Here is a 24931-nt window from a genome sequence, read left to right as displayed (position 1 = left end):
ATGGAACATGCATTGCACGCCTCCGCCGACCTCGACGGCATCTCCGTTTCCATCCGCGACCTGTCGCTGTCCTATGGCGCGGTGGAGGTGCTGGGCGGCCTGAACCTCGACGTGCGGGACGGAGAGTTTCTGGTGCTGCTGGGCGCTTCGGGCTGCGGGAAGTCGACGCTGCTGAACTGCATCGCGGGGCTGACCCTGCCGACGAAGGGACAGATCTTCATCGGCAACCGCAACGTCACCTGGTGCGAACCGTCCGAACGCGGCATCGGCATGGTGTTCCAGTCCTATGCCCTTTACCCGCAGATGACGGTGGAAGGAAACCTCGCCTTCGGTTTGAAGAACGCCCGCGTCCCGAAGGACGAGATCGCCCGCCGCATCGCCCGCGCCGCCGACACGCTGCAACTGGTCCCGCTGCTGAAACGCAAGCCCGCCGCCCTGTCGGGCGGGCAGCGCCAGCGCGTCGCGATCGGCCGCGCGCTGGTGCGCGACGTGGACGTGTTCCTGTTCGACGAGCCTTTGTCCAACCTTGACGCCAAGCTGCGGGCCGAGTTGCGGGTGGAGCTGAAGCGCCTGCATCAAAGCCTCCGCAACACGATGATCTATGTCACCCACGACCAGATCGAGGCGCTGACGCTGGCCGACCGGATCGCCATCATGAAGGGCGGGGTGATCCAGCAGATGTCCACGCCCGACGACATCTATCGCCGGCCCGCGAACCTTTACGTGGCGGGCTTCATCGGATCGCCGCCGATGAACCTGCTGCCGGGCGTGCTGACGGGGGACGTGTTCGACGGCCCGCTCCGCGCCTCGGTCGCGGGTTACGCCTTTGCCGCACCCCCGCAGGACGGGCCCGTGGTGCTGGGCATCCGCCCCGAACATGTGCGCACCGGCCCCGCCGCCGAAGCCCTGCCCGTCCGCGCCGAGGTGGAGGTCGAGGTGGTGGAGCCGATGGGCGCCGACACCCTGGTCTGGACCCGGCTTGCCGACCGACCCTTCCGCGTCCGCATGGACGGGGAGGCCCGCATCCGCGCGGGGCAGGTCCTGCCCGTCGGCTTCGATCCCGCAAACCTGTCGCTGTTCGACGCCGCATCCGAGATGCGGCTCTGATCCCCCAGCCGGAGATGATGATGAAACTGTCGATGCAACTTTATTCCGCGCGCTTTGCCACCCCCTATGACGACGTGATCCGGCGCCTGTCCGCGCTTGGCTATGACGCGGCTGAGGGCTTCTTCGGCGTGTTCGACGATCTGCCCGCCCTGTCCGCTGCGCTGGAGGAAACGGGGCTGACGATGCCCTCGCTTCACGTGCCGCTGGACCGGATCGAGGCGGATGCCAAGGGCGTGGCCGACCTGGCCGAGCAGGTGGGCGCGGTGATGATCTTCGCGCCTTCGCTGTCCGCCGACCAGCGCCCGACCGACGCCGAAGGCTGGACGGCCTTCGCCGCGCGGCTTGCGGCGGCGCAGGAGGCGATCAGCGAACAGGGCCTGCGCTTTGGCTGGCACAACCACGCCTTTGAATTCGAACCCACCCCCGACGGGCAGATCCCGATGGAGATCATCCTGACCGAAGCCCCCCTGATCGAGTGGGAGGCCGACATCGCCTGGATCATCCGCGGGAACGCCGATCCGCTGGAATGGATCGCCCGCCACGGCGACCGCATCACCGCCGCCCATTTCAAGGACATCGCCCCGCAGGGCGAGAAGACGGACGAAGATGGCTGGGCCGATCCCGGCACCGGCGTCATGGACTGGCCCGCGATCCTGGCCGCCCTGCGCCATCATGCGCGGGTGGAACTGCTGGTGGCCGAGCATGACAAGCCCTCCGACTTCGACCGTTTCGCTACGCAGGCCGCCGCGGCCTGGCAGACCCTGAAAGGCTGACCCATGACCCAACCGCTTGGACTTGGCCTGATCGGGGCGGGCAATATCTCCGCCTCCTACCTGATGCGGGCGCCGCACTTCCGGGGCATCCGCTTTGTCGCCGTGGCGGACGTCAACCCCGCCGCCGCCGAAGCGCGCGCCGCCGAATACGGGATCCAATCCCGCAGCGTGGACGCGTTGCTGGCGTCGGACGACATCGACCTTGTCGTGAACCTGACGATCCCGGCCGCGCATTTCGCGATCTCCAAGGCGGCGCTGGAGGCGGGCAAGCATGTTTATTCCGAAAAGCCCTATGTCCTGACGCTGGAGGAAGGGCGCGAACTGTCCCGCCTTGCCGCTGAACGGGGGCTACGGATCGGGTCGGCGCCCGACACCTTTCTTGGCACCAGCCACCAGATGGCCCGCCGGCTTCTGGACGAAGGCGCCATCGGGCGCGTCACCTCCGGCACCTGCGCGGTGATGAGCATCGGCATGGAAAGCTGGCACCCGAACCCCGACTTCTTCTTCCGCAAGGGCGGGGGGCCGGTGCTGGATCTGGGGCCCTACTACATCTCGAACCTCGTGCAGCTTCTGGGGCCGGTGCGGCGTGTCGGTGCGCTTTCCGCCACGCCAAGCGCCACGCGCACCATCGGCTCCGCCTCCCGCAAGGGGGAGCAGATCCCGGTGGAAACGCCGACCACGATCCACGCGCTGCTGGAATTCACCGAAGGGGCCGTCATCAGCTTCCAGTCCAGCTGGGACGTCTGGCAGACCGATCTTGAACCGATGGCGCTGTACGGGACGGAAGGGACGCTGCACGTGCCTGACCCCAACTTCTTCGACGGGGATCTGCGCGTGACGCGGCGGGCGGACGCGGCGGACGTGCCCCGGTGGCAGCATCCCCTGGGCCTGCCCAACCGATCCACCAATGCAGGGAAGGAGGTGGCGGATTACCGCGGAACGGGGCTTGCGGACATGGCTTTGGCGATCACCGAAGGCCGGCCCCACCGCTGCAACGACGAACTGGCCCTGCACGTGATCGAGGTGCTGACCGCGATCCTCGCCTCGGGCGAGGAAGGGCGGTTCGTCGAACTGACGACGACCTGCGCCCGCCCCGAGGCGCTGGCCCCGGAGGCCGCGTCCACCCTGCTGGCCCCGCCCGTCCCGATCTGACCGTTCACCCCCCGGCGGCCGAACCGCGTCGGCGTGACGTGGACCGGTCGCCCAGAAGATCCAGCGCGTCGGCGTTGGTGCGGCCCCAGTCATAGACCTGCTCCACTAGGTCCACGAAGCGCAGGCCCAAGGGGGTCAGCCGGTATTCCACCGCCGGCGGCACCGTGCTTTCCACGTGGCGCGTGATCAGGCCGCTGTTTTCCATTTCGCGCAGCGTTTGCACCAGCATCTTCTTGGAAATGCCCGGCAGGCTGCGTTGCAATACGCCCGTCCGCGCCGCGCCGGCGTGGCGGGCGTGCAGCGTGTGCAGGATCATGCTGGTCCATTTCGTCGTGAACAGGTCCAGCACGCGGCGGGGGGCGCAATCCTCGCGCCAGTCCTGTTCGGGGTTGCCCGTGGTCATGGGTGGTTACCTTTCCGTGCCTATGTCCCAAAACGGTGCCGTCTGGAAGCCGGGATCGCATGCGCCTACCTTGCTTGGCAACATGGAACGGAGACGGAATATGGCCCCCACAGCACTTGTCGTCGGCGCGACCGGCATTCAGGGCAGCGCGATCGCAACACAACTGGTGGAAAAGGGATGGGTGGTCCACGGCCTCAGCCGCCGGCCGCAGGATCAGGCGGGGGTGCTGCCCGTGGCCGCCGACCTGCTGGACCCGGACGGGCTGGCCCGCGCGCTGGAGGGGATCGCCCCCACGCATGTCTTCCTGACCTCGTGGCTGCGCATGCCGACCGAGGCGGAGAACATCCGCGTCAACGGCGCCATGGTTCACAACGTGCTGGACGCGCTGCGGCCGGCCGGATCGGTGCGGCACGTGGCGCTGGTCACGGGGCTGAAGCACTACCTTGGCCCGTTCGAGGCGTATGGCAAGGGCACCCTGCCGCAAACCCCGTTCCGCGAGGATCAGGGCCGGCTGGACGTGGCGAACTTCTACTACGCGCAAGAGGATGAGGTCTTCGCTGCCGCTGAACGCGACGGTTTCGGGTGGAGCGTGCATCGCCCCCACACGGTGATCGGCAAGGCCATCGGCAACGCGATGAACATGGGCACGACGCTGGCCGTCTATGCCACGATCTGCCGCGAAACGGGGCGGCCCTTCCGCTTCCCCGGTTCGGCCGCGCAATGGGAAGGGCTGACCGACATGACCGACGCGCGCCAGCTGGCCGCGCAGGTCCTCTGGGCCGCCGAAACCCCCGCCGCCCGGAACGAGGCTTTCAACATCGTCAACGGCGACGTCTTCCGCTGGAAGTGGATGTGGCACCGGATCGCCGACGCCTTCGGGATCCGGGCCGAGGATTTCGACGGCACCCCGCGTCCGCTGGAGGCGCAGATGAAGGACGATGCCCCCGTCTGGGCCGACATCGCCGCCCGCCACGGGCTGGCGGAGGGGGACCTGTCGCGCCTCGCCTCCCCCTGGCACACGGACGCCGATCTGGGCCGCCCGATCGAGGTGGTGACGGACATGTCGAAAAGCCGCCGTCTGGGGTTCACGGGGTATCAGGCGACGGACCAGGCCTTCCTTGACCTGTTCGACCGCCTGCGCGCCGACCGGATCATCCCGTAAGCCCGCCGTTCACCTTCCCGGCGCAATGACGTAGCGTGGCGGGAGCCCAGCAACTTCCGACGGATGCCCGCCCATGAAATGCCTGATCGTCCAACCCATCCACGCCAAAGGGCTGGACATCCTTCGCGCGCAGGGGATCGAGCCCGTGGTCTGCCCGTCGCCCGACATGGACACCGTCCTGCGGCTGGCCGGGCCCTGCGACGCGGTGATCACGCGCAACACCGGCTTTTCCGCCGAAGCGATCGCGGCGGCGCCGAAGCTGCGCGTGATCTCGGTGCACGGGACCGGGCACAATGCGGTGGACAAAGTGGCGGCGGCGGCGCGTGGCATCCCGGTGTGCAACGTGCCGGGCGCGAACGCGCGGTCCGTGGCGGAACTGGCGCTTGGCCTTGCGCTGGCGGTGGCGCGGGGGATCGCGGCCGGGGATGCGGCGGAACGGGCAGGGCGGACGGGCTTTCGCGAAAGCGCCCGCTTCACCGAACTTCAGGGCGGCACGGCGCTGATCGTCGGCTGGGGCGCCATCGGGTCGCAGCTTGGGACGATGCTGGACGCGGCCTTCGGCATGCGCGTTCTGGTCCATTCGCCCCGCGCCGCCGATACGGGCGCATACACCCGCGTGGGGCTGGAGGAGGGGCTGGCCGAGGCCGATCTCGTCTCGCTCCACACCCCCATGCGGCCTGAGACGCGCCACATGATGAACGAAGCGCGGTTCGCCCGGATGAAGCCCGGCGCAATCCTCGTGAACACGGCGCGCGAGGGGCTGGTGGACGAGGCGGCGCTGGCCGCCGCGCTGACCACCGGCCATCTGGCGGGGGCGGGGCTCGACGTCTACGAACACGGCGCGCCGTCCGGACCGCTGGGCGATCTGCCGGTGGTCTTCACCCCGCATCTGGGCGCCACGACCGAGGCGGCGCTGATCCGCGTGGCCGAACGCGCCGCCACCCATGTGGTGGAGGCGCTGTCGGGCACGCGCCCCGCCACCACCGTCAACGCCGACCTGCTGGACGCGCCCTGATCCCTGCGGTTCAGGCGGCGAACAGCCCGTCGAAATCGGCAAAGCCCTTGATCTCGATCGGGTTGCCCGAAGGATCGAAGAAGAACATGGTCCGCTGCTCCCCCGGCTCCCCTTCAAAGCGGATGACGGGGGGGATGTCGAAGGCGACGCCCTTTTCGACCAGACGGTCCGACAGCTCCAGCCAGTCGGACAGGCGCAGGACGACGCCCAGATGCGGCATCATCACCATGTGATCGCCGACCTTGCCCGTGCGCGTCACCTCGAACGGCTTGCCAAGATGCAGCGAAAGCTGGTGCCCGAAGAAGTCGAAATCGACCCATGTGTCGGTGGACCGGCCCTCCTGGCAGCCCAGCACGTCGCCATAGAAGGCGCGGGCGGTGTCCAGATCGGTGATGTGGATGGCAAGGTGGAAAAGGGATTTCATGGCGCTCTCCTGCATGTTGCAACGGTGGTAGCGCCGATCTAGACCTGCAAAAAGCGTTTTATTCTTTCGTTCAGCATCGGAAATTCCATGGATGTCCGTTTCCTCGAAAGCCTGATGGCGGTGGCGGATCTCGGCTCCATCACCGCGGCGGCCCGGATGCAGGGCCTGACCTCCGCCGCCGTCAGCCAGCGGATTCAGGTGCTGGAACAGGACCTTGGCGTGCCCCTTCTGCTGCGGCGCGCGAACATGGCCGAACCCACCCAAAGCTGCCGCGACCTGATGCCGATGATGCGGCAGATGATTGACCTGCGCCAGCGGCTGCGTTCCAGCGCGGACCCCGGTTCGGCGGAAGGGGTCCTGCGGCTGGGGGCCATCTCCACCATGCTCAGCGGGACGGTGCCGGGGATGCTGCCGGTCCTGCGCGACCTTGCCCCCGCAGTGGAACTGCGGGTGGAACCCGGAACCTCCGCCAACCTCTACGAGGCGTTGCGCCGGGGCGATCTGGACGCCGCGCTGATCGTGTCGCCCCCCTTCGCACCCGCGCCCACACTGATGCTTCACCTGCTGAGGGAGGAGCCGCTGTGCCTTCTGGCCCCCGAGGGTCTGGACCACCTGCCGGTGGAGGAGGTGTTCCGGCGCCTTCCGCTGATCGCCTATGACCCGCAAAGCTGGGGCGGGCAGCTTGCGGAGCTTTACCTGCAGGACCAGGGGATCACGCCCGCGCGCTTCTGTTCGCTGGACGGGCTGGAGGCGATCTCCGACCTTGTGGCCAGCGGGATCGGCGCGTCCCTTGTGCCGGCATGGTCGGGCCTGCGAGGCGGGCGACCGTTGACGCACATGTCCGCCTACATGCGCCGCATCGTGCTGGCCGTCCCCGTCGCGCCCCGCAAGCCGCGCTGCATCGAGGCTCTTCGCCGCACCCTCGGGGTCTGAGGGACCGTCCCCTGCGGCATGGTCGGGTGGGCGGTTGTGGCCGCCCCCGATCGGTTTTATGCCAGACCCCTCATCACGCTGGAGCTTTCGCCGCCATGATCCCTGTATTCGACGGCCACAACGACGCGCTGCTGCGCCTGAGGCGCGAGGGCCTGCACGGGGCCGAAGACCGGTTCATCCACGGCTCGCCGCAGGGTCATGTCGATCTGCCAAAGGCGCGGGCGGGCGGTCTGGTGGGCGGGCTTTGCGCCGTCTATGCGCCCTCCGCCCCCGACGCGACGGGCGATTTCCCGCCCCTCGACCGGGCCGAGGCGCTGGACGTCACCCTGTCGCAGGTGGCGCTGCTGCGGCGGATCGAGGCGGCGTCGGCCGGGGGCCTGACCGTCTGCACCTCGGTTTCCGCGATCCGCGCGGCGATGGGGCGGAACAGCTTCGCCGCCGTCCTGCATCTGGAAGGGGCGGAGGCCGTGGATCCCGATCTGGACCTGCTGCACGTCCTGCACGGCGCGGGGCTGCGCACCATCGGGCCGGTTTGGGCCCGGCAGACGATCTTCGCGCATGGCGTGCCGTTCCGCTTCCCGTCCTCGGCCGATATCGGGCCGGGCCTGACGGCGGAGGGCGAGGCCTTCGTGCGCCTGTGCAACCGGCTGAAGATCATGCTGGACCTGTCCCACCTGAACGAGGCGGGGTTCTGGGACGTGGCCCGCCTCTCGGACGCGCCGCTGGTCGCCTCGCATTCCAACGTGCATGCCATCTGCCCGCACAGCCGCAACCTGTCCGACCGCCAGCTGGACGCCATCGCGGCCACGGGCGGCCTGGTCGGCATCAATTTCGGCGTGCGGTTCCTGGATCCCGAAGGTTGCCGCAACCCCGATCTGGCGCTGGAGGCGATGGTGCGGCACATCGACCACATCGTCGAACGGGTCGGGATCGCGCACGTCGCCCTCGGCTCGGACTTCGACGGGACGCTGGTGCCGACGGCGATCGGCGACGCCACCGGCCTGCCGCGCCTGTTCGACGCGCTGGCCGCGGCGGGCTATTCCGATGCCGAACAAAGGCAGATCGGGGTCGAGAACTGGTTGAGCGTGCTGGAGAGAACCTGGCCGTCCGATCCATCTTGACCGCAGCCGATAAGGCAACCCGTCGCGACATGGAAGGGCAGGTGGCTGGAACCTGACGCTGCTTGACGCCACCCGCCGAACCGCCTCTCACTGTGCCCACGGAGGAACACAGATGACACGCCTGATGACGATCGACAGTTTGGCCGAAGAGTTGCGCGGCATCCGGACGCGCAGGCTGATCGGCATCGCGGGCCCGCCGGGCGCCGGCAAGAGCACGTTGGCCGAGGATTTGCAGACCTGCATCCCGAACAGCGCGATCCTGCCCATGGACGGGTTCCATTACGATGATGCCGTCCTGAACGCCCGCGGCCACCGCGACCGCAAGGGCGCGCCGCACACCTTTGACGTGGCGGGGCTGCGCACCCTGCTTCACCGCCTTCGGGAAGAGGGGGGAGAGATTGCCGTGCCGGTCTTCGACCGCGACCTGGAAATCTCGCGCGCGGCGGCGCGCATCATCGGGCCCGAGGTGAACGTCGTTCTGGTCGAAGGCAATTATCTGCTGCTGGACGATCCGGACTGGGCGACGCTTCGGCCGCTTCTGGACATGACCGTGATGCTGGACGTGCCCCTGCCGGTGCTGGAACAGCGCCTGCGGGCCCGGTGGTCTGCCCGGCCCGACGGCGCTGCCAAAATCGAAGGGAACGATCTGCCGAACGCCCGCCGGGTGATGACGGGCAGCGTGGCGGCGGATGTCAGCCTGCCATCATCTCGGGCGTAGGCTGCACCGCACCCGTCATCAGGGCCACCGCATCCGACATGGAGATGGACTTCGGATCCACCACGCAAAGCCGTTTTCCCAGGCGGTGCACGTGGATCCGGTCCGCAATCTCGAACACATGCGGCATGTTGTGGGAGATGAGGACGATCGGCAGCCCCCGGTCGCGCACGCCAAGGATCAGGTCCAGCACCTTGCGGGATTCCTTGACCCCAAGCGCGGCCGTGGGTTCGTCCAGCATCAGGACCTTGGATCCGAAGGCGGCCGCCCGGGCCACCGCCACCCCCTGACGCTGCCCGCCCGACAGCGTTTCCACCGCTTGGTCGATGCTTTGGATCGTCGTCAGGCCAAGGGTGTTCAACTGCTCGCGCGCCTTTGTCCGCATCGCGGGCTTGTCCAGCATCCGGAACCATCCCGCCACGCCCCCGCGCCGGATTTCCCGGCCAAGGAACATGTTGTCCGCGATGGACAAGGCGGGCGAGAGTGCGAGGTTCTGATACACCGTCTCGATCCCCAGATCGCGGGCGGCCTGGGGGTTGGCCAGCGTGGTCGGCTGGCCGTCCAGACGGATCTCCCCCGCATCCGGTTGGACGGCGCCGGTCATGGCGCGGATCAGCGTGGACTTGCCCGCGCCGTTGTCCCCGATCACTGCAAGGATCTCCCGCGGGTAAAGGTCGAAATCGGTGTTGTCCATCGCCACGACCCGGCCGTAGCGTTTCTGCAGGTTGCGTCCCGTCAGGACAGGGGTTTCCCGGATCATGCCGATGCCTTTCTGATCCATTGGTCTGCCGCGACCGCCAGGATGATCAGCGCGCCCACCGTCAGGCGCGTCCATTGGGGGTCGGTGCCCCAGATCCGCAGGCCCATGGCGAAGACGCCCACGATCAGCGCCCCGATCAGCGTGCCGAACACCGATCCGCGCCCGCCGAACAGCGAGGTGCCGCCGATGACCACTGCCGTGATCGACTGGATGTTCGCCTCGTATCCCGAGGTGGGGGAGATCGAGCCGAGCCGCCCGATCAGCGCCCAGCCCGCAAAGCCGCAGATCAGCCCCGAAACCGCGTAGACCGAGATCAGCGTTTTCGTCGTGCGGATGCCCGACAGCCGCGCCGCGTCCAGATCGTCGCCGATGGCATAGACGTGCCGGCCCCAGGCCGTGTGGTTCAGGATGTAGTAGAAGAGCAGCACCAGCCCGGCCATGGCCACCACGGCATAGGTAAAGACGGCACCCCCGATGCGGAACGTGTTGCCCAGGAATTGCAGCAGCGGGGCCGCGGCCTCCACGTCCTGGGCGCGGATGGTCTGGTTCTGGGTGTAGATGAAGTTCGCGGCCTCGAACACGAACCACGTGCCCAGCGTCACGATGAAGGGGGGCAGCCGCACGACCGCCACCAGCACCCCGTTGATGATGCCGCAGATGGTCCCAAGCGCCAGCCCGCAGAACAGCGCGATCGGCGCCGGAATGCCCAGCGTCACCGCGAACTGCCCCATGATGACCGACGACAGCACCATGATCGCGCCGACCGACAGGTCGATCCCCGCCGTCAGCACGATCAGCGTCTGTGCCACGCCGACGATGCCGACGATGGCCACCTGTTGCAGGATCAGCGTCAGCGTGAACGAGTTGAAGAACCGTTCCCCCACGATGATCCCGAACACCGCGATGCCGAACAGCAGCACCATGACCGGCACCAGCGTCGGATTGGCGTGCAGGATGTGCTGCAACCGTTCCAGCGGACTACGGTGGCGGGTGAAGTCCGCGACCTGGGTGCTGGCCTTCGACAGGCCAGCCTCGAAGTCGTCCTTTGTTTCGCTCATGACAGTGATCCCCTTGCGGCCTCAGCCCCAGCACTGGGCCTTGGCGTCGGCCGAGGTCATGGAGTCCACGCCGTCCACCGGCGCGTCCGTCACCAGATCGACGCCGGTGTCGGTGAAGGTCAGGCCTTCGGACGCTTCGGGCATCGCGCCGGACTTGGCGAATTCGGCCACCGCCTCGACCCCCAAGGCGGCCATCTTCAGCGGGTATTGCATGGAGGTCGCGCCGATGATCCCTTCCTCGACGTTCTGCACGCCGGGGCAGCCGCCATCGACCGACACGATCGTCACGTTGCCTTCCATGCCGACGGCCTTCAGCGCCTCGTAGGCGCCGGCGGCGGCGGGCTCGTTGATGGTGTAGACGAGGTTGATCGACGGGTCCTGCTGCAGCAGGTTCTCCATCGCCTGACGGCCGCCTTCCTCGTTCCCGTTGGTCACGTCATGGCCGACGATGCGGTCGTCCTCCTCATCGCCCACCACGTTCTCGTCCTTCACGTCGATGCCGAAGCCCTGCATGAAGCCCTGATCGCGCAGAACGGCGACCGAAGGGTTGGACGGCGTCAGGTCAAGGAACGCGATCTTGGCGTCCGCCGCATCTTCGCCCATCTTGGCCTTGGCCCATTCGCCGATCAGCACGCCCGCGCGGAAGTTGTCGGTGGCGAAGGTGGCGTCCGCCGCCTCGGCCGGCTCCAGCGGCGTGTCCAGCGCGATCACGATCATGCCCGCATCCTGCGCCTGCTTCAGCACGGGCACGATGGCTTGCGTGTTCGACGGGGTGATCAGGATGCCCTTGGCGCCCGCCGCGATGCAGCTTTCGACAGCCTGCACCTGCGCCTCGTGGTCGCCATCGACGCGGCCGGCATAGGATTGCAGGTTCAGGCCCAGTTCCTCTGCCTTCGCCTCGGCCCCTTCCTTCATCTTCACGAAGAACGGGTTGGTGTCGGTCTTGGTGATCAGACAGACGGTCGTCGCGTCCTGCGCCAGAACCGGCGACGACAACGCCACCAGCGCCGTCGCGCCCAATGCGATCAGCGGATATTTCATGCGATCCCCTCCCAAGGATTGGCCCCTCCCGGGCCCGCAGGGCGATGTAACGCCATCGGAAAGAAGCTTGTCAATAATAAATCATTCCGATTTATATATTGGCAGGGGGGCCATGAATGACGGGCGCGGCGATCAGGGGATCCAATCAGGCGGGCGTTCGCATTCACAACGAACGCGTGGTGCTGTCGCTGATCCGCCGGCATGGGGAGCTGGCCAAGGCCGATATCGCCCGGCTGTCCGGCCTGTCGCCGCAGACGGCCTCGGTCATCATGCGGGCCTTAGTGGCGGACGGGCTGGTGCTGGCCGGCGATCCACGCAAGGGGAGGGTGGGGCAGCCTTCGGTGCCCATGTCGCTGAACCCGCGCGGCGCATTCTCGCTGGGGTTGAAGATCGGGCGCCGCACGTCCGAAATGGTGCTGATGGACTTCACCGGCACGGTGAGGGAGCGCCGCGCCATCTTCTATCCGCAACCCTTCCGGACCGAGGTGCTGGCCTTCGCCACCGAAGCCGCCCGCGACCTTTCCGGCGTCCTGCCGGAGGAGGAGCGGGCGCGGATCGCGGGGCTGGGCGTGGCGCAGCCCAACGATCTTTGGGCCTGGGGCGCCGACAAGGACTGGCGGCACGAGGATATCACCGACGATCTGGCGCGGGCGACGGGTCTGCCCCTGTTCCTGGCCAATGACGTGACGGCGGCCTGCGGGGCCGAACAGGCCTTCGGCAAGGAGGTGCCGTCGGATTTTGTCTACTTCTTCGTCGGCGCCTTCGTGGGTGGGGGGATCGTGATGGGCGGTCGGCTGATCCCCGGGCGGCTTGGCAATGCCGGGGCGCTCGGCTCCCTTCCGGTGCCGGACGGGAAGGGCGGGGTGCGGCAGCTGATCGACGCCTCCTCCATCCATCTTCTGGAACGGGCGGTGCGCGCGGCGGGTCTTGATCATGGGGACCTGTGGCATGAAGGGTCGCACTGGACGTCGCTGGGCGCCTTGCTGGACCGGTGGATCGACGGCGCGGCGGAGGGTCTGGCCTGCGCCATCGTCGCGGCCCTGGCCGTTTATGATTTCGAGGCGGCGGTGATCGACGGCAGCTTCCCGCCCGCGATCCGCGCGCGGCTTGTGCAGGCCACCGCGGCCGCGCTGTCACGGCTGGACCAGCGGGGGCTGACCCCGATCCGGGTGGCCGAAGGCACAATCGGCCGCACGGCGCGCGAGGTCGGCTCGGCCAGCCTGCCGTTCTTCGCGCGGTATTTCGTGGATCACCGCGTGCTTTATTCGGAACGCTGAGATCCCCGCGGAACGCCGCGATGACGACCTGCCGTCGCCTGACGAGGCAGGTTTCAAGACAAGCGCCCATGGCTGCGCGGGTGCGACGCGGCAATTCGTCCTGCCCTCGACAGATCAGCGTGGTTGTTCTTTGCCTTCCTATGGTAAATACCCCCCTGAGTTCCCTGCAGGACAGCGACACCCCTTGATGTTAGATACGCCTCCTCCACCCCGCACGGCGCGTGAGTGGCTCAGTGTTCTGGCCCGCTATCGCGAGCCGTCCACCCGCCGCAGCCTTTTCGAACTGGCGGTGACGCTGCTGCCCTTCCTCGTGCTGTGGGCTCTGGCCTGGAAGGCCTTGGCCGTCAGTTTCTGGCTGGGGGCGGCTTTGGCCATGATCAACGGGCTGTTTCTTGTCCGGCTGTTCATCATCCAGCACGATTGCGGGCATGGCGCGTTTCTTCCGAACCGGACGGCGCAGGACTGGGTGGGCCGCATCATGGGCGTCTTCACCCTGACCCCCTATGCCGTGTGGCGGCGCACCCATTCGATCCACCATGGCAGCCACGGCAACCTTGACCAGCGGGGAATCGGTGACGTGACCACGCTGACCGTCAAGGAATACGACGCCCTTTCCGCATGGGGGCGTCTCATGTACCGGCTGTACCGCAACCCGATCACGCTGTTCGTGCTGGGGCCGGGCTACCTGTTTCTTTTGCAGAACCGGGTGCCTCTCGGCCTCATGAAGTCGGGATGGCGGTATTGGGGCTCGGCCATGGGCACCAACGCGGTGATCGCGGGCCTTCTGGGGGTGGTCGCGTGGTTCGGCGGCCTGACACCCCTGCTTCTGGTCTTCCTTCCCACCTCCCTCGTGGCGGCGACGGTGGGGGTCTGGCTGTTCTACGTGCAGCACCAGTTCGAGGAAACCCACTGGGCCGCGGGCGAGGATTGGCAGTTGCACCATGCCGCGCTTGAGGGAAGCTCGCACTACGTTCTGCCGCAGCCGCTTCGGTGGCTGACGGGGAACATCGGCATCCACCATGTGCACCACCTTTATTCGCGCATCCCCTTCTACCGCCTGGGACAGGTGATCCGCGATCACCGCGAACTGGCCGAGGCGCAGCGGCTGACCATCCGCGAAAGCTTCGCGACCCTTGGGCTGCACCTGTGGGACGAAGACCGGAGAAAGCTGGTGTCCTTTGCCGACGCGCGTGTCCGGCCGGAGACGGCCTGAAAGGTCCAGGCAGACGCCGACGGGCCAGAGGCTGCCTTCGGCCTATGTAACACGAACGGGCGCGGTTTCCGGAAGGGAGCCGCGTCCGATCCGTGGACGACAAAGGCGAGCGCGTATGGACAATGAAAACCTGAAGAGCCGGATCGAGGATCTGGCGCCGTGGTTTCACAATCTCAGGCTGGGCGGCGTGCAGACCGCTCCGAATCACTTCCTGGGGGATTACCCGAGCTTCAAGTGGGCGGGCTTCCGCCACATCCTGCCGGACGACATGCAGGGCATGACGGTGCTCGACATCGGGTGCAACGCGGGCTTCTATGCACTTGAGATGGCACGTCGCGGGGCGGATCGCGTGGTGGCGGTCGACAGCGATCCGCGCTATCTGGCGCAGGCCCGGCTGGCGGCCGAGGTGGAGGGCGCGGCCATCGAATTCCGGCAGATGTCGGTCTACGATGTGCCGACGCTGGGGGAACGCTTCGACCTCGTCATCTTCATGGGGGTGCTTTATCACCTTCGTCATCCCCTTCTGGCGCTGGACATTATCCGCGAACACGTGGTGGGCGACCGCCTGCTGTTCCAGTCCATGCAACGGGGATCGGACCATGTGGCGGCCATTGCCGAGGATTACGACTTCAACGACAGCACCCCGTTCGAGGGGCCGGACGTCCCGCTGCTGTATTTCATCGAACGGCGCTATGCCGGGGATCCCACCAACTGGTTCGTGCCGAACCGCGCGGGGATGGAGGCGATGCTGCGCAGCGCGGGCTTCCGCGTGATCGAGCATCCCGAGCGCGAAGTCTATCTTTGCGGCCTCGCCTGAGGGCGTGCCATGTCGCCCTGCCTGAGCCGAGGGGCAGGAGGGGAGAACATATCCAGACGCGTGCGTTTACTGAAAGATCAGGGCGATCTCGTCCTCGCTCAGCAGCGTCCACTGACCGGGGGCCAGCCCGTCCGGCAGGGACAGGCCGCCCAAACGCTCGCGATGCAGCGCCTCCACGTGGTTGCCGGTGGCAGCGAACATGCGGCGCACCTGATGATACCGGCCCTCGGTGACCGTCAGCCGGGCTTCGGTGGCGGAGATCACGTCCAGGTCCGCCGGCGCCAGCGGTTTGTCCTCGCCCTCCAGCATAAGCTCACCCGAGGCGAACAGCGCGGCCTCGGTGCCCCTGAGGGGGCGGGCCAGCGTCGCATGGTAGACCTTCCGGACGTGGCGCCTGGGGCTGATGACGCGGTGCAGCAGGTCCCCGTCGTCGGTCAGCAACAGAAGGCCGGAGGTCTGCTTGTCCAGACGCCCGATGGTCGAGATCGCCGGATCGCGCCGCTTCCAGCGCTTGGGCAGGATGTCATACACCAAGGGGCCCGCTTCCTTGTGCGAACAGGTCATGCCCAAAGGCTTGTTCAAAAGGAGGACCATCCCGGCCACGGGATCCAGCGCCTCGCCGGCGATCTTCATGCGGGTCGGCAGATCCCTGGTGACCGGGATGCGCTTTGTGACGTTGGGAAGGCGAACACCGTCCAGGGTAATGCCGCCCGCCCTCGCCATGCGCGCCATCTCGGCCCGCGAGCCATAACCCATGGAGGAAAGGAGCCTGTCGACGCGGGAGGTCGGGATCTTGGCGGTCAACTTCGGTTCCTCCATCAGCCCGCAAGGCGGGTCATCGCGTGACCCCGCAAACGGGATGAACGGCGTTTTTGCAGGCGGAGAGATGCGGGCAGTCGGGCGCGGTGTCAACGCTTCCGTCCGGTGACCGGGCATCTCCGCACCGGGCGTATGTCGCGAAGGCGAGGGAACACCCGCCAAGGGCAGGGCTTTGCAACGGAAGGAACGCGGTGATGAGCCCGGGGAAGAGGTCGATGACGATGACGGACGAAGAACGCCTCGACTGCCTGATCGTCGGGGGTGGCCCTGCGGGGCTGACGGCGGCGCTGTATCTGGCGCGGTTCAACCGGCGTTTCCTTGTGGTGGACGGCGGGCAGGCCCGGGCGTCGTGGATCCCGACCAGCCACAACATCCCGTTGTTCGCCGAAGGCATCGGTGGCCCGGACATCCTCGCCCGTCAGCGGGACAGCGTGGAACAATACGGCCCCCATATCCTGAAGGGCCACGTGTCCGCGCTGCACAAGCGGGCGGACGGATTCACGGCCGAGATTCAATGCGCCACGGGAAAGGCGCGGGAGGTGCGGGCACGCCGGGTGCTGCTGGCCACCGGCGCCGTGGACATCGAGCCCGATCTGCCCGATCTTCCCGACGCGATCCAGCGCGGCCTCGTGCGCTACTGCCCCATCTGCGACGGGTACGAGGCGAGGAACCGCAAGATCGCGGTCATCGGCCATGGCGACCGTGGGCTGGGCGAGGCCGTGTTTTTGGCCCGCACCTATTCCCGCGACGTGACGCTGCTGACGCTTGGGCAAGGGATGAACCTTGACAAGGCGGGACGCGAGAAGGTGAAGGAGCACGCAATCAAGGTGGTGGAGGAGCCCATCGCCGCGCTGGATCAGGATGGGCACCGCATCTTGGCCATCCGCACCCGAAGCGGCACGGAGCATCGCTTCGACATCCTGTATTCCGCCCTGGGCATCAAGATCCGGTCCGATCTGGCCATCGGTCTGGGGGCGGAGCATGACGAGGCGGGGGCGCTGATCGTCGACGACCACAACCGCACCAGCGTGTCGGGGCTTTACGCGGCGGGGGACGTGGTGCGCGCCCTCAGCCAGATCGTGGTCGGGATGGGCCATGCGGCGGTGGCGGCGACGGACATCCACAACCGCTGCGAACTGCCGACGGAGGATGAGCCGGAATGGCCGACCCGCGCCCGCGCGGAAGGGTCCTGACGCCGGGCCATGAAGGCCGGACGCTACCGCCGCATCACGTTCCCGATCTCGGCCTGAAGGTCGTGTTGCTGATGGAATTTCGACAGCTTCGGCAGCCGGAGGTCGTTCTTTTCCGGCAGCTCCGCATAGCCGGTCACCAGCAGGATGGGCAGGTCCGGGAAAAGCTGCCGCGCCGCCAACTGGCCGCCGTGCATCTTCGCCTTGGAGAAGTCGGTGATAAGCAGGTCGAAGGGCGGCTCCGTTTGAAGGATCTCCAGCGCCTTCGCGCCGGGATAGACGGGGGTCACGATGTGGCCAAGGTCTTCCGGCATGTCGACACTGCTCATGAAGATCAGGGCGTCGTCGTCGACCATCAGGATGCGCAGGGAACGGGGGCCGTCCTCCGCCGACGCAGTTTCGGCCGGGGGCGGGTCCTGCACGGGGTTCGCGTCGGTCGCGGGCAGCCACAATTCGCTGGTCGTTCCCTTGCCCAGCCGGCCTTGCAGATGCAGCCGGCCGTTCATCTGCAAGGCCAGCCCGTGGATCATGGACAGGCCAAGCCCGCTGCCCTTGCCGACCCCCTTCGTCGTAAAGAACGGCTGCGTGGCCTTTTCCGGCGTGTCCTCGTCTATGCCCTGCCCGTCGTCCTTCACGGTCAGGCAGACATAGCCATGGGCGGGCGCCCACGGATCCTCCGGGGCCAGGCGATGATCCACCGCGACGGTGATGGTGCCGTCATCGGGCATCGCGTCACGGGCGTTCAGGACGAGGTTCAGCAAGGCCAGGTCGAACTGGTTGTCGTCCACCAGCATAGGGGGACGGGGCGGGCAAGATCCAGCTTCAGCTCGATATGGCCTCCCGCCGAACGTTGCAGAAGATCTTCCGCGCGTTCCACAAGACGGGGCAGGCTGTGCGGCCCCACCGTCAGTTCCTGTCGCCGGGCGAAAGCCAGCGTCCGCTGGGTCAGGGTCGCCTCGTGCTGCGCCCCCTGCATTGCCCCGTCGATCAGCCGGGCGTCTCCGCCGACCCGCTTTTCCAGCAGCTCCAGGTTCGACATGACCGCCATCGGCAGGTTGTTGACGTCATGGGCCACGCCGCCCGTCAACTGGCTCAGGGGCCTCCAGCTTCTGGCTTTGGCGCAGGGCGCGGCGCGCCTGCTCCAGATCGCGTTCGCGCACCTTTGCCTCCGTCAGGGCCCGGCCGACGGCGACGAAGGTCGTGCCGGCGGGATCGGGCACGACCGTCCAGCCGATCCGCTTGTAGTCGCCGGTGCGGGTCAGGATGTGGTTTTCATATTCGACCGGCTTGTCCGTTTGCCCATGCGGGCCAGGATGGTCAGGGTCGGCTGCAGATCCCCGGTGTGGATCAGGCCGGCATAGGGGGTGTTCAGGACTCCGGTTTCCGTGCAGCCCAACACGCGGGACCAGGCGGGGCTGACGGACAGCATCCGCCCCTTGCAATCGGCATGGGCCAGCATGTCGACGGACAGGGTGCAAAGCTGGTCGCACTCTGCCCTCCGGCCGGCGAGGGTCCGGGCCTGCGCCCGTTCCCCGGTGACGTCATGTCCGATACCGTAGATCACGTCCCGTTCCGGCTCGGGGGACAGCGTCCAGACAAAGGAACGCCACGTGCCGACCGCCGCCAGAAGCCGGTCCTCCACCATCATGGGCTGCCGCCGGGCCTTCATGTCGGCCAGAAGCGCGGTGATGAAGGGGATCTCGTCCGGATGGAGGAGTTCGTGAAAGGGCCGGGTCAGCAGACGCTCCTCGTCATGGCCGGCAGGCCGGGTTCACCCGCAGAAGCCCGCCATCATAATCCACCATGGTCAGCAAATCGGGGCTGAGCTCCCAAAGCTGATCCCGTTCCGCCGTGCGGGCCGAAAGGTTGGCGTCGCGCTGCCGCTCCTTGGTGATGTCACGGCCGGTGCAGTAGACCGGATCCCCTTCCGCACCCCCGCCCACGAGATCCAGCGGTAGCTGCCATCCTTGCAGCGGAACCGGTTCGGGAATTGCAGCGCGGGTTGCCCGGACAAGGTCAGGTCGAAGATCGACCGTGTCCGGTCCAGATCGTCGGGGTGCACCATCTCCCAGACCGACATGCGCGTGACTTCGGCTTCCGACCAGCCCAGCATCGTCGTCCATGCGGGGTTGAACGCTTGCAGATAGCCTTGGAATTCAGCGCCCCCATCAGATCGGGGCTGATCTGCCAAGTGCGTCCGCTCGATCGCCTGACATTACAGGTCCGTGTTCAGCTTGCGAAGGGCCGTTTCGCTGGCCTTCAGGCCCGCCGTGCCGCGAACCCGTTCGATATGCGCCCAAGACCGTTCGGTCACCTCGCGCACAAGCGTTGCGAGGGCGTGCCGAGGAAGATCGATGATCGCGCCGAACGCCGCACGTCACGCCGGGCGATCCTCAGGGCAGCGGAATGAACTCCGCATTGTCCCCCGGCGGTAGTTGGAAGCGGCCATGGGCCCAATCCCCCTGCCGCCACGCCTCTTTCGCGGCGTCGATGCGTTCCTGCGACGAGGCCACGAAGTTCCACGAGATGTAGCGCGGACCGTTCAGCGTTTCGCCGCCCAGCACCATCAGTCGGGCGCCGCGGTCGCCGGCGGTCAGGGTGATGTGGTCGCCGGGACGGAAGACCATCATGCGGCCGGCCTCGAACCTGTCGCCCGCCACGGTGATCGATCCTTCAGTGATGTAGACGCCCCGATCCTCGTGGTTGTCGGGGAGGGGCAGCTTCGCGCCCGCCGCCAGCACCACGTCGGCATAGAAGGTGTCGGTGAAGGTCTTCACCGGCGCCGTCTTGCCCCAAGCCGACCCAAGGATCAGGCGGACCTGCTTGCCGCCTTCCTCCAGGAAGGGCAGCGCGTCCTGCCCGTGATGCTCGAAACTCGCGGCCTGATCTTCGGCCTGTTCGGGCAGCGCCACCCAGGTCTGGATGCCGAAGAGCGATCCGGGCTTTGTGCGCATCTCCTCGCTCGTGCGTTCGGAATGGGTCACGCCGTTGCCCGCGATCATCCAGTTCACCTCGCCCGGATAGACCATCTGGTCGGCGCCGGTGCTGTCGCGGTGATGGAACTCGCCCTTGTAAAGATAGGTCACGGTGGCAAGGCCGATATGCGGGTGGGGCCTCACGTCGATGCCGCCGCCGGTCAGGAACTCGGCTGGGCCCATCTGGTCGAAGAAGATGAAGGGGCCGACCATCTGGCGTTGGGGCGCGGGCAGGGCGCGGCGCACCTCGAACCCGCCCAGATCGCGGGCGCGGGGGATGATCAGCGTTTCGATGCTGTCGAGGGTTTCGGGGCAATCGGGATTCTGGGTAGGGTTCCAGCTCATGCTTTCAAGCCTTTCCGATGGTGTGATGGATCTGGGGGGCGGCGGTCAGCAGGGCGCGGATACGGTCCTGAAGCGCCTGTTCGCTGACGCTGACGCGGTCGTGGTGGCGCAGGTGCGACAGCCAGGACGCCTCGTGCCAGGACTCGTACAGGCGCGTCGGCGTGGCGGTGTCCTGCCGCAGCACCCAGCCATAGGCGCCATGCGCGCGGCGGCTGGCCTTCTGTTCCTGCATGAGGGTGACGAAGTGCGCGTGATGGTCCACCGGCACGTCATAGGCGATCCAGATCGTCGTGGGCGCGTCGTTCGCCGGGGTGGCGTCGGGCTGCGGCCAGCTGTGGGCGGGGGTGTGATCCTTGCGCAAGCCGGACAGGCGGGCCCAAAGGGTCGCGGGGATCGCCAGCAGCACGCCCGCCGCGGCCACCAGCAGCGCCGTGGTGATGGAGGCGTGGGTGGCGACGGTGCCCCAGCCAAGGCTGCCCACCGACATCGCGCCGGAAAAGACGGTAAGGTAGATCGCCAGACCCCGCGCCCGCACCCAGTCGGGCAGGGCGGCCTGCGCGGCCACGTTCAGGCTGGACAGGACGGCGATCCAGGACGCGCCGGCCACAAGGCCCGCCAGCAGCGCCGGCAGATGGCCGGGCACGACGGCCAGCGTCACCAGCGCCACGGCGGTGCCGACGGTGCCGGCGATCACGGTCCGGTCCGGCCCCAGCTTCGCCCGAAGGCGCGGCAGTTGCACTGCACCGGCCACGGCGCCCACGCCCACGGCGGCCAGAAGCGCGCCGTACAGCCCCGCACCCCCGCCCAGAACGTTGCGGGCGACCAGCGGCAGCATGGCCCAGAAGGCGCTGGCGAACAGGAAGAAGCCCGCCGCACGCACCAGAACCAGCCGCAGCGGCTTCGTGTGGGCGGCATAGCGCAGCCCCGCGATCATGCCTCCGATCACGTGTTCGGCGGGAAGGGCGCGTGCAGGTTCGGCCGCGGGTTTCCACCAGATCAGCGCCGCGATCACCACCAGCGTGGAAAGGGCGTTCAGGGCGAAGGGCCAGACAAGGCCGAAGGCCGCGATCAGCATCCCCGCCACCGCAGGCCCGATGGCGCGGCTGATGTTGATGCCCATCGAATTCAGCGCGACGGCCGCCGTCAGATCCTCGCGCGGGACGAGCTTAGGCACGATGGCCTGCCAGGCCGGCGCGATGAAGGCGGCGCCGCTGCCCAGAAGGAAGGTGAAGATCAGCAAAAGGACCGGCGTCATCGCCCCGGCCTGCACGACCGCCGCGACCGCGAAGGCCACGACCGACAGGAAGACGTTCACGACCAGCAGCAGGCGGCGGCGGTCCACGATGTCGGCCACGGCCCCCGCAAGGATCGCGAACAGGAAGACGGGCAGCGTCGTCGCCGCCTGCACCATCGCCACGACCTGCGGCGAGGGGGCGAGGTTCGTCATCAGCCAGCCCGCGCCCACATCGTTCATCCAGGTGCCGATGTTGGACACGACCGTGGCCACCCAAAGCACGGTGAAGGCGGTCTGGGCAAAGGGGCGCCACGCGCCGGAGGGTGCGGGGGTGTGCGGGATCGCGGTCATGGCACCCTCACGCAGCCGGATAGGACAGGGGCATGTCGAAGACCAGCACAATCCCGTCGGTCTGCCAGTGCAGGTCGGGCGGCGTTTCGGTCAGCTGAAGGCCGTCGCCGCCGACGATCCGTTCGCCCTCCATGCGGGCCAGCCCCTCCACCAGGTGAACGAAGACGGCCCGGCCCTCGGCCACCTCGATCCGCGTCACGTCACCGTCCTTCGGGCGCAGCAGCGACAGGCGCGTGTCCGATCCCAGCACCAGCGGCCCGCTGGCCGAGGCGAGCAGCCCTTCCGTCAGCGGGGCCGACTGGTAGGCCGGCGTGCCGCCCCGCGCGTCGGGGATCAGCCAGATCTGCAGCACATGCGCCGCTTCGGTGTCCGAGGCGTTCATCTCGGAATGCGTGACGCCGGATCCGGCGCGCATCAACTGCATCTCTCCGGGCGCGATTTCGGCCACGTTGCCAAGGCTGTCCTCGTGCCGGATGGTCCCTGACAGGACCAGCGTCAGGATGTCCATGTCGGCGTGGTCGTGCGGGGCAAAGCCCGCGCCGGGCACGATCGTGTCCTCGTTCAGGACGCGCAGCCGGGCAAAGCCGGGACGGGTGGGATCGTTGAACTCCCCGAAGGAAAAGGTGTGGAAGGCGTCGGCCCAGCCCTTGCGCGAGCGGCCCCGGCTCATGTTTCCGTGGATGAGGATGGACATCGGATCACTCCTTGAAGGCGGTGCGAAGGGCGTCGATCTCGGCTGCCCGGATTTCGTGGCCGCCGTCATGCAGGTGCAGCGTCACGTCGGCGTTCTGGCGGCGGTAGTAACCGGCAAGCGCGTCGGTCAGCGGCCTGGGGCAGATCGGGTCGTGACGGCCGGCGGTGATCAGCACGCGTTGTCCCGCAAGGCCGGCCTGTTCGGGCGGCGTGAAGGGGATCAGCGGGTGCAGCAGCGCGATCCCGTCGAACAGGTCCGGCACCGCAAAGGACATGGAGGCGAGGATGTTCGCCCCGTTGGAATAGCCGAAGGCATAAGCGGGTACGCCGGGCGTCCGGTGGGTGCGCACGAACTCCACCATCCTGTCCGTCCGCACCGCAAGGTCGGCCATGTCGTAGCGGCCTTCGCCCGAGCGCCGGAAGAAGCGGTTGGCACCGTGTTCCGACACCTCGCCCCGGGGCGCGACAAGGCCCGCGCCCGGCCACAGGTCGCGGACCAGGGTGACGAACTGGTGTTCATCCCCGCCCGTGCCGTGGAAGGCGAAGATCAGGGGCGAACCCGATGTGATGAAGCTGTGCATGATGATTGTCCCATGATCTGGGCGAAGTGTTCAGGCCCTCCGCAGGAACAGGATGGCCTGAACGATTGTTGATGGGAATGACCTGATTTCGTCATTCACCGTTGCGCATTATGCAACGGTTAGAACCTTAGCTGAAGGTGTGGAATCGGTCGGCGTCGTTCATGAAGGTCTTTTCGCCGAACGGGGCTTCGTTCGAACCGAAGGGCATCTGCGCGCGCAGCTTCCAGGACGCGGGAAGGCCCCAGGTTGCGGCCACTTCCGCGTCGATCAGCGGGTTGTAGTGCTGAAGGCTGGCGCCAATGCCCACCTCGGCCAGCGCGGTCCAGACGGCCAGCTGCGCCATGCCGCCCGACTGTTCGGACCAGATCGGGAAGTTCTCGGCATAGGCGGCATAGTCGTGCTGCAGCTTGGCCACCACGTCCTGATCCTCGAAGAACAGGACCGTGCCCGCGCCGGCGGCGAAGCTGTCGATCTTGGCGTCGGTGCCCGCGAAGTTGTCGGCCGGCACGATGGCGCGCAGCGTTTCCTTCACGATGCTCCACAGTTTCAGGTGCGCGTCCCCGAACAGGATCACCGCGCGGGAGCTTTGGGAGTTGAAGGCCGACGGGGTCAGCCGGATGGTTTCGCGGATCAGGGCGTCAACCTCGGCCTGCGGCAGGGCAAGGGTCTTGCCAAGCGCGTATTGGGAACGCCGCTGGCGCAGCAGGGGGATCAGGGTGGATGTCATGGTCGTCTCCGGTTCTTTTTGCGCGCGATCAGTCGGTGATCGGCTGCAGGTGGTGTTCCAGACGGGCGCGAAGCGGCTCGTGCTGGTGGGGAAGCTTCAGGGACTGGCCAAGATGGGCGAGGTCCTCGTCGCGGTCGAAGCCGGGTGCGTCGGTGGCCACCTCGAACAGCACACCGCCCGGCGTACGGAAGTAGATCGCCCAGAAATAGTCGCGGTCAATGGGGGGCGTGACCTGCCAGCCGGTGTCCACCAGCGCCTTGCGCACCTCGTCCTGCGACGCGCGGTCGGGGACGGAAAAGGCGATGTGGTGCACCGATCCCGCGCCCTGTTCGGCATGTTCGGCGCCAGGAAGCGTTTCGATGTCGATGATGTCGGCGCCGTTGCCGTTCGCCACGCCGAAGCGGATCACGGAGCCGTCCCGCTCCCGCTCCTCATACCCCATGAAGCGGAGGAGTTCGGCCGTGGCGCCCGCGTCGCGCAGGCGCAGGCTCGCGCCGCGGAAGCCGCGCACCGCCTCGGCCGTGCCGACGCCGCCGGAGGTCCAGCCCTGCCGCGGATCGCCCTCCACCTCCACCAAGGCCAGCGCGTCCTGATCGGGGCCAAGGAAGCGCAGGCGCTTTTCACCGAAGGCGTCCGTCTGGACCATGCCCTGGACGCCCAGCCCGGTCAGACGTTCGGTCCAGAAGCCCATCGAGCCTTTCGGGACGGCGAAGACGGTCTCGCCCACCTCTCCGACACCCGGGCGGGCGGGGGCGATGTGGGGGAAGGGGAAGTAGGTCATCACGGTGCCGGGCGTGCCCCGTTCGTCGCCGTAATACAGGTGATACACGTTGGGCGCGTCGAAATTGACCGTCTTCTTCACGCGGCGCAGGCCCAGCGTCTTGGTGAAGAAGTCGCTGTTGGACTGCGGGTCCGAGGCGAGGGAGGTCACGTGGTGGAGGCCGTTGATGGGAAGGGTCATGGTGTGTCTCCTGATGCGTTGCCCCAAAGATGCGCCTTTCCCGCGTTGATGATAATACCACGCGTTCGGCATTCACCATTGCGA

Annotated in this window: 29 protein-coding genes; 12 read left to right on the top strand and 17 right to left on the bottom strand. The window is 67.5% G+C overall.

The genetic code is table 11. The features are described 5' to 3' along the window. Genes ACSHZY_RS14030 through ACSHZY_RS14020 form a run of 3 tightly spaced genes read left to right on the top strand, consistent with a single transcriptional unit; the run spans position 1 to position 3032 of the window. Positions 1-1107, top strand: coding sequence for an ABC transporter ATP-binding protein (locus ACSHZY_RS14030; protein ID WP_435170129.1), 1107 nt, complete (start codon positions 1-3; stop codon positions 1105-1107). 20 nt (positions 1108-1127) lie between these two features. After that, a complete protein-coding gene (locus ACSHZY_RS14025) occupies positions 1128-1880 on the top strand; it encodes a sugar phosphate isomerase/epimerase family protein (protein ID WP_435170127.1) in 753 nt (250 codons plus the stop codon). Between the two features lie 3 nt (positions 1881-1883). Beyond that, positions 1884-3032: a Gfo/Idh/MocA family protein gene (locus ACSHZY_RS14020; RefSeq protein ID WP_435170125.1), complete on the top strand. Its 1149-nt coding sequence runs from the start codon at positions 1884-1886 to the stop codon at positions 3030-3032. 4 nt (positions 3033-3036) lie between these two features. Here the strand turns inward: ACSHZY_RS14020 and ACSHZY_RS14015 are convergent, their stop codons facing one another. Then, positions 3037-3435 (bottom strand): winged helix-turn-helix transcriptional regulator, encoded by a 399-nt coding sequence (locus tag ACSHZY_RS14015; RefSeq protein ID WP_435170124.1) that lies wholly within the window; start codon positions 3433-3435, stop codon positions 3037-3039. 100 nt (positions 3436-3535) lie between these two features. Here ACSHZY_RS14015 and ACSHZY_RS14010 point away from each other — a divergent pair, with 100 nt between their 5' ends. Then, complete coding sequence (locus ACSHZY_RS14010) at positions 3536-4597, top strand: SDR family oxidoreductase (protein WP_435170122.1); 1062 nt, start codon at positions 3536-3538, stop codon at positions 4595-4597. Between the two features lie 73 nt (positions 4598-4670). Beyond that, entirely contained in the window at positions 4671-5612 is a 942-nt protein-coding gene (locus tag ACSHZY_RS14005; RefSeq protein ID WP_435170120.1) for an NAD(P)-dependent oxidoreductase, read from the top strand. A 10-nt stretch (positions 5613-5622) separates the two neighbouring features. Here the strand turns inward: ACSHZY_RS14005 and ACSHZY_RS14000 are convergent, their stop codons facing one another. Next, positions 5623-6036 carry a VOC family protein gene (locus ACSHZY_RS14000; protein WP_435170118.1) on the bottom strand — a complete coding sequence of 138 codons (414 nt, stop codon included), beginning with the start codon at positions 6034-6036 and terminating at the stop codon, positions 5623-5625. Positions 6037-6123: 87 nt separating this feature from the next. Between ACSHZY_RS14000 and ACSHZY_RS13995 the strand changes: the two genes are divergently transcribed. The 3 genes from ACSHZY_RS13995 (at position 6124) to ACSHZY_RS13985 (ending at position 8808) form a co-directional block, all read left to right on the top strand. Beyond that, positions 6124-6969 carry a LysR family transcriptional regulator gene (locus tag ACSHZY_RS13995; RefSeq protein ID WP_435170116.1) on the top strand — a complete coding sequence of 282 codons (846 nt, stop codon included), beginning with the start codon at positions 6124-6126 and terminating at the stop codon, positions 6967-6969. Between the two features lie 95 nt (positions 6970-7064). Then, positions 7065-8090 (top strand): dipeptidase, encoded by a 1026-nt coding sequence (locus tag ACSHZY_RS13990; protein WP_435170114.1) that lies wholly within the window; start codon positions 7065-7067, stop codon positions 8088-8090. A 112-nt stretch (positions 8091-8202) separates the two neighbouring features. Beyond that, entirely contained in the window at positions 8203-8808 is a 606-nt protein-coding gene (locus ACSHZY_RS13985; RefSeq protein ID WP_435170112.1) for a nucleoside/nucleotide kinase family protein, read from the top strand. On the opposite strand, the gene ACSHZY_RS13980 is transcribed toward ACSHZY_RS13985, so the two are convergent. The 3 genes from ACSHZY_RS13980 to ACSHZY_RS13970 are packed head-to-tail and all read right to left on the bottom strand — an operon-like array spanning position 8783 to position 11664. Then, a complete protein-coding gene (locus ACSHZY_RS13980) occupies positions 8783-9586 on the bottom strand; it encodes an ATP-binding cassette domain-containing protein (RefSeq protein ID WP_435170110.1) in 804 nt (267 codons plus the stop codon). The genes ACSHZY_RS13985 and ACSHZY_RS13980 overlap by 26 nt on opposite strands. Next, positions 9562-10623 carry an ABC transporter permease gene (locus ACSHZY_RS13975; protein WP_435170108.1) on the bottom strand — a complete coding sequence of 354 codons (1062 nt, stop codon included), beginning with the start codon at positions 10621-10623 and terminating at the stop codon, positions 9562-9564. Before ACSHZY_RS13975 ends, ACSHZY_RS13980 begins: the two co-directional genes overlap by 25 nt. A gap of 21 nt (positions 10624-10644) precedes the next feature. Further along, entirely contained in the window at positions 10645-11664 is a 1020-nt protein-coding gene (locus ACSHZY_RS13970; protein ID WP_435170106.1) for a sugar ABC transporter substrate-binding protein, read from the bottom strand. Positions 11665-11780: 116 nt separating this feature from the next. Between ACSHZY_RS13970 and ACSHZY_RS13965 the strand changes: the two genes are divergently transcribed. The 3 genes from ACSHZY_RS13965 to ACSHZY_RS13955 all read left to right on the top strand — a co-directional run bounded on the left by ACSHZY_RS13965 (position 11781) and on the right by ACSHZY_RS13955 (position 14971). Next, positions 11781-12941 carry an ROK family transcriptional regulator gene (locus ACSHZY_RS13965; RefSeq protein WP_435170104.1) on the top strand — a complete coding sequence of 387 codons (1161 nt, stop codon included), beginning with the start codon at positions 11781-11783 and terminating at the stop codon, positions 12939-12941. Between the two features lie 187 nt (positions 12942-13128). Beyond that, positions 13129-14154, top strand: coding sequence for a fatty acid desaturase (locus ACSHZY_RS13960; RefSeq protein WP_435170102.1), 1026 nt, complete (start codon positions 13129-13131; stop codon positions 14152-14154). Between the two features lie 115 nt (positions 14155-14269). Next, positions 14270-14971 carry a TIGR04290 family methyltransferase gene (locus ACSHZY_RS13955; protein WP_435170100.1) on the top strand — a complete coding sequence of 234 codons (702 nt, stop codon included), beginning with the start codon at positions 14270-14272 and terminating at the stop codon, positions 14969-14971. A gap of 66 nt (positions 14972-15037) precedes the next feature. Here the strand turns inward: ACSHZY_RS13955 and ACSHZY_RS13950 are convergent, their stop codons facing one another. Continuing rightward, entirely contained in the window at positions 15038-15775 is a 738-nt protein-coding gene (locus ACSHZY_RS13950) for a pseudouridine synthase (RefSeq protein ID WP_435170099.1), read from the bottom strand. A 209-nt stretch (positions 15776-15984) separates the two neighbouring features. Between ACSHZY_RS13950 and ACSHZY_RS13945 the strand changes: the two genes are divergently transcribed. Then, positions 15985-16983: an NAD(P)/FAD-dependent oxidoreductase gene (locus ACSHZY_RS13945; protein ID WP_435170097.1), complete on the top strand. Its 999-nt coding sequence runs from the start codon at positions 15985-15987 to the stop codon at positions 16981-16983. A gap of 23 nt (positions 16984-17006) precedes the next feature. Here the strand turns inward: ACSHZY_RS13945 and ACSHZY_RS13940 are convergent, their stop codons facing one another. The 11 genes from ACSHZY_RS13940 to ACSHZY_RS13890 form a co-directional block, all read right to left on the bottom strand. Beyond that, a complete protein-coding gene (locus ACSHZY_RS13940; RefSeq protein ID WP_435170095.1) occupies positions 17007-17774 on the bottom strand; it encodes an ATP-binding protein in 768 nt (255 codons plus the stop codon). Further along, positions 17735-18055, bottom strand: a complete 321-nt coding sequence (locus tag ACSHZY_RS13935; RefSeq protein ID WP_435170093.1) for a hypothetical protein — start codon at positions 18053-18055, stop codon at positions 17735-17737. Before ACSHZY_RS13935 ends, ACSHZY_RS13940 begins: the two co-directional genes overlap by 40 nt. Next, positions 18045-18200 (bottom strand): hypothetical protein, encoded by a 156-nt coding sequence (locus ACSHZY_RS13930; RefSeq protein WP_435170091.1) that lies wholly within the window; start codon positions 18198-18200, stop codon positions 18045-18047. Before ACSHZY_RS13930 ends, ACSHZY_RS13935 begins: the two co-directional genes overlap by 11 nt. A 38-nt stretch (positions 18201-18238) precedes the next feature. Next, a complete protein-coding gene (locus ACSHZY_RS13925) occupies positions 18239-18649 on the bottom strand; it encodes a hypothetical protein (protein ID WP_435170089.1) in 411 nt (136 codons plus the stop codon). A gap of 138 nt (positions 18650-18787) precedes the next feature. Beyond that, the gene (locus ACSHZY_RS13920) at positions 18788-19093 is read right to left on the bottom strand and encodes a PAS domain-containing protein (RefSeq protein ID WP_435170087.1); all 306 of its coding nucleotides are present in this window, start codon (positions 19091-19093) and stop codon (positions 18788-18790) included. Between the two features lie 280 nt (positions 19094-19373). Continuing rightward, positions 19374-20300 (bottom strand): pirin family protein, encoded by a 927-nt coding sequence (locus tag ACSHZY_RS13915; RefSeq protein WP_435170086.1) that lies wholly within the window; start codon positions 20298-20300, stop codon positions 19374-19376. Between the two features lie 4 nt (positions 20301-20304). Continuing rightward, positions 20305-21885, bottom strand: a complete 1581-nt coding sequence (locus ACSHZY_RS13910) for an MFS transporter (RefSeq protein WP_435170084.1) — start codon at positions 21883-21885, stop codon at positions 20305-20307. 7 nt (positions 21886-21892) lie between these two features. Further along, positions 21893-22579 carry a pirin family protein gene (locus tag ACSHZY_RS13905; RefSeq protein WP_435170083.1) on the bottom strand — a complete coding sequence of 229 codons (687 nt, stop codon included), beginning with the start codon at positions 22577-22579 and terminating at the stop codon, positions 21893-21895. Between the two features lie 4 nt (positions 22580-22583). Then, the gene (locus tag ACSHZY_RS13900; protein WP_435170081.1) at positions 22584-23159 is read right to left on the bottom strand and encodes an alpha/beta hydrolase; all 576 of its coding nucleotides are present in this window, start codon (positions 23157-23159) and stop codon (positions 22584-22586) included. Positions 23160-23286: 127 nt separating this feature from the next. Then, positions 23287-23886 carry a nitroreductase family protein gene (locus ACSHZY_RS13895; RefSeq protein ID WP_435170079.1) on the bottom strand — a complete coding sequence of 200 codons (600 nt, stop codon included), beginning with the start codon at positions 23884-23886 and terminating at the stop codon, positions 23287-23289. Positions 23887-23914: 28 nt separating this feature from the next. Next, positions 23915-24847, bottom strand: a complete 933-nt coding sequence (locus ACSHZY_RS13890; protein WP_435170077.1) for a VOC family protein — start codon at positions 24845-24847, stop codon at positions 23915-23917. Positions 24848-24931: the final 84 nt, after the last annotated feature.

Origin of the sequence: Falsirhodobacter sp. 1013 (assembly GCF_051195255.1) — a bacterium.
Taxonomy (GTDB): domain Bacteria; phylum Pseudomonadota; class Alphaproteobacteria; order Rhodobacterales; family Rhodobacteraceae; genus Falsirhodobacter.
This window is presented reverse-complemented; position numbering and strand designations above follow the sequence as displayed.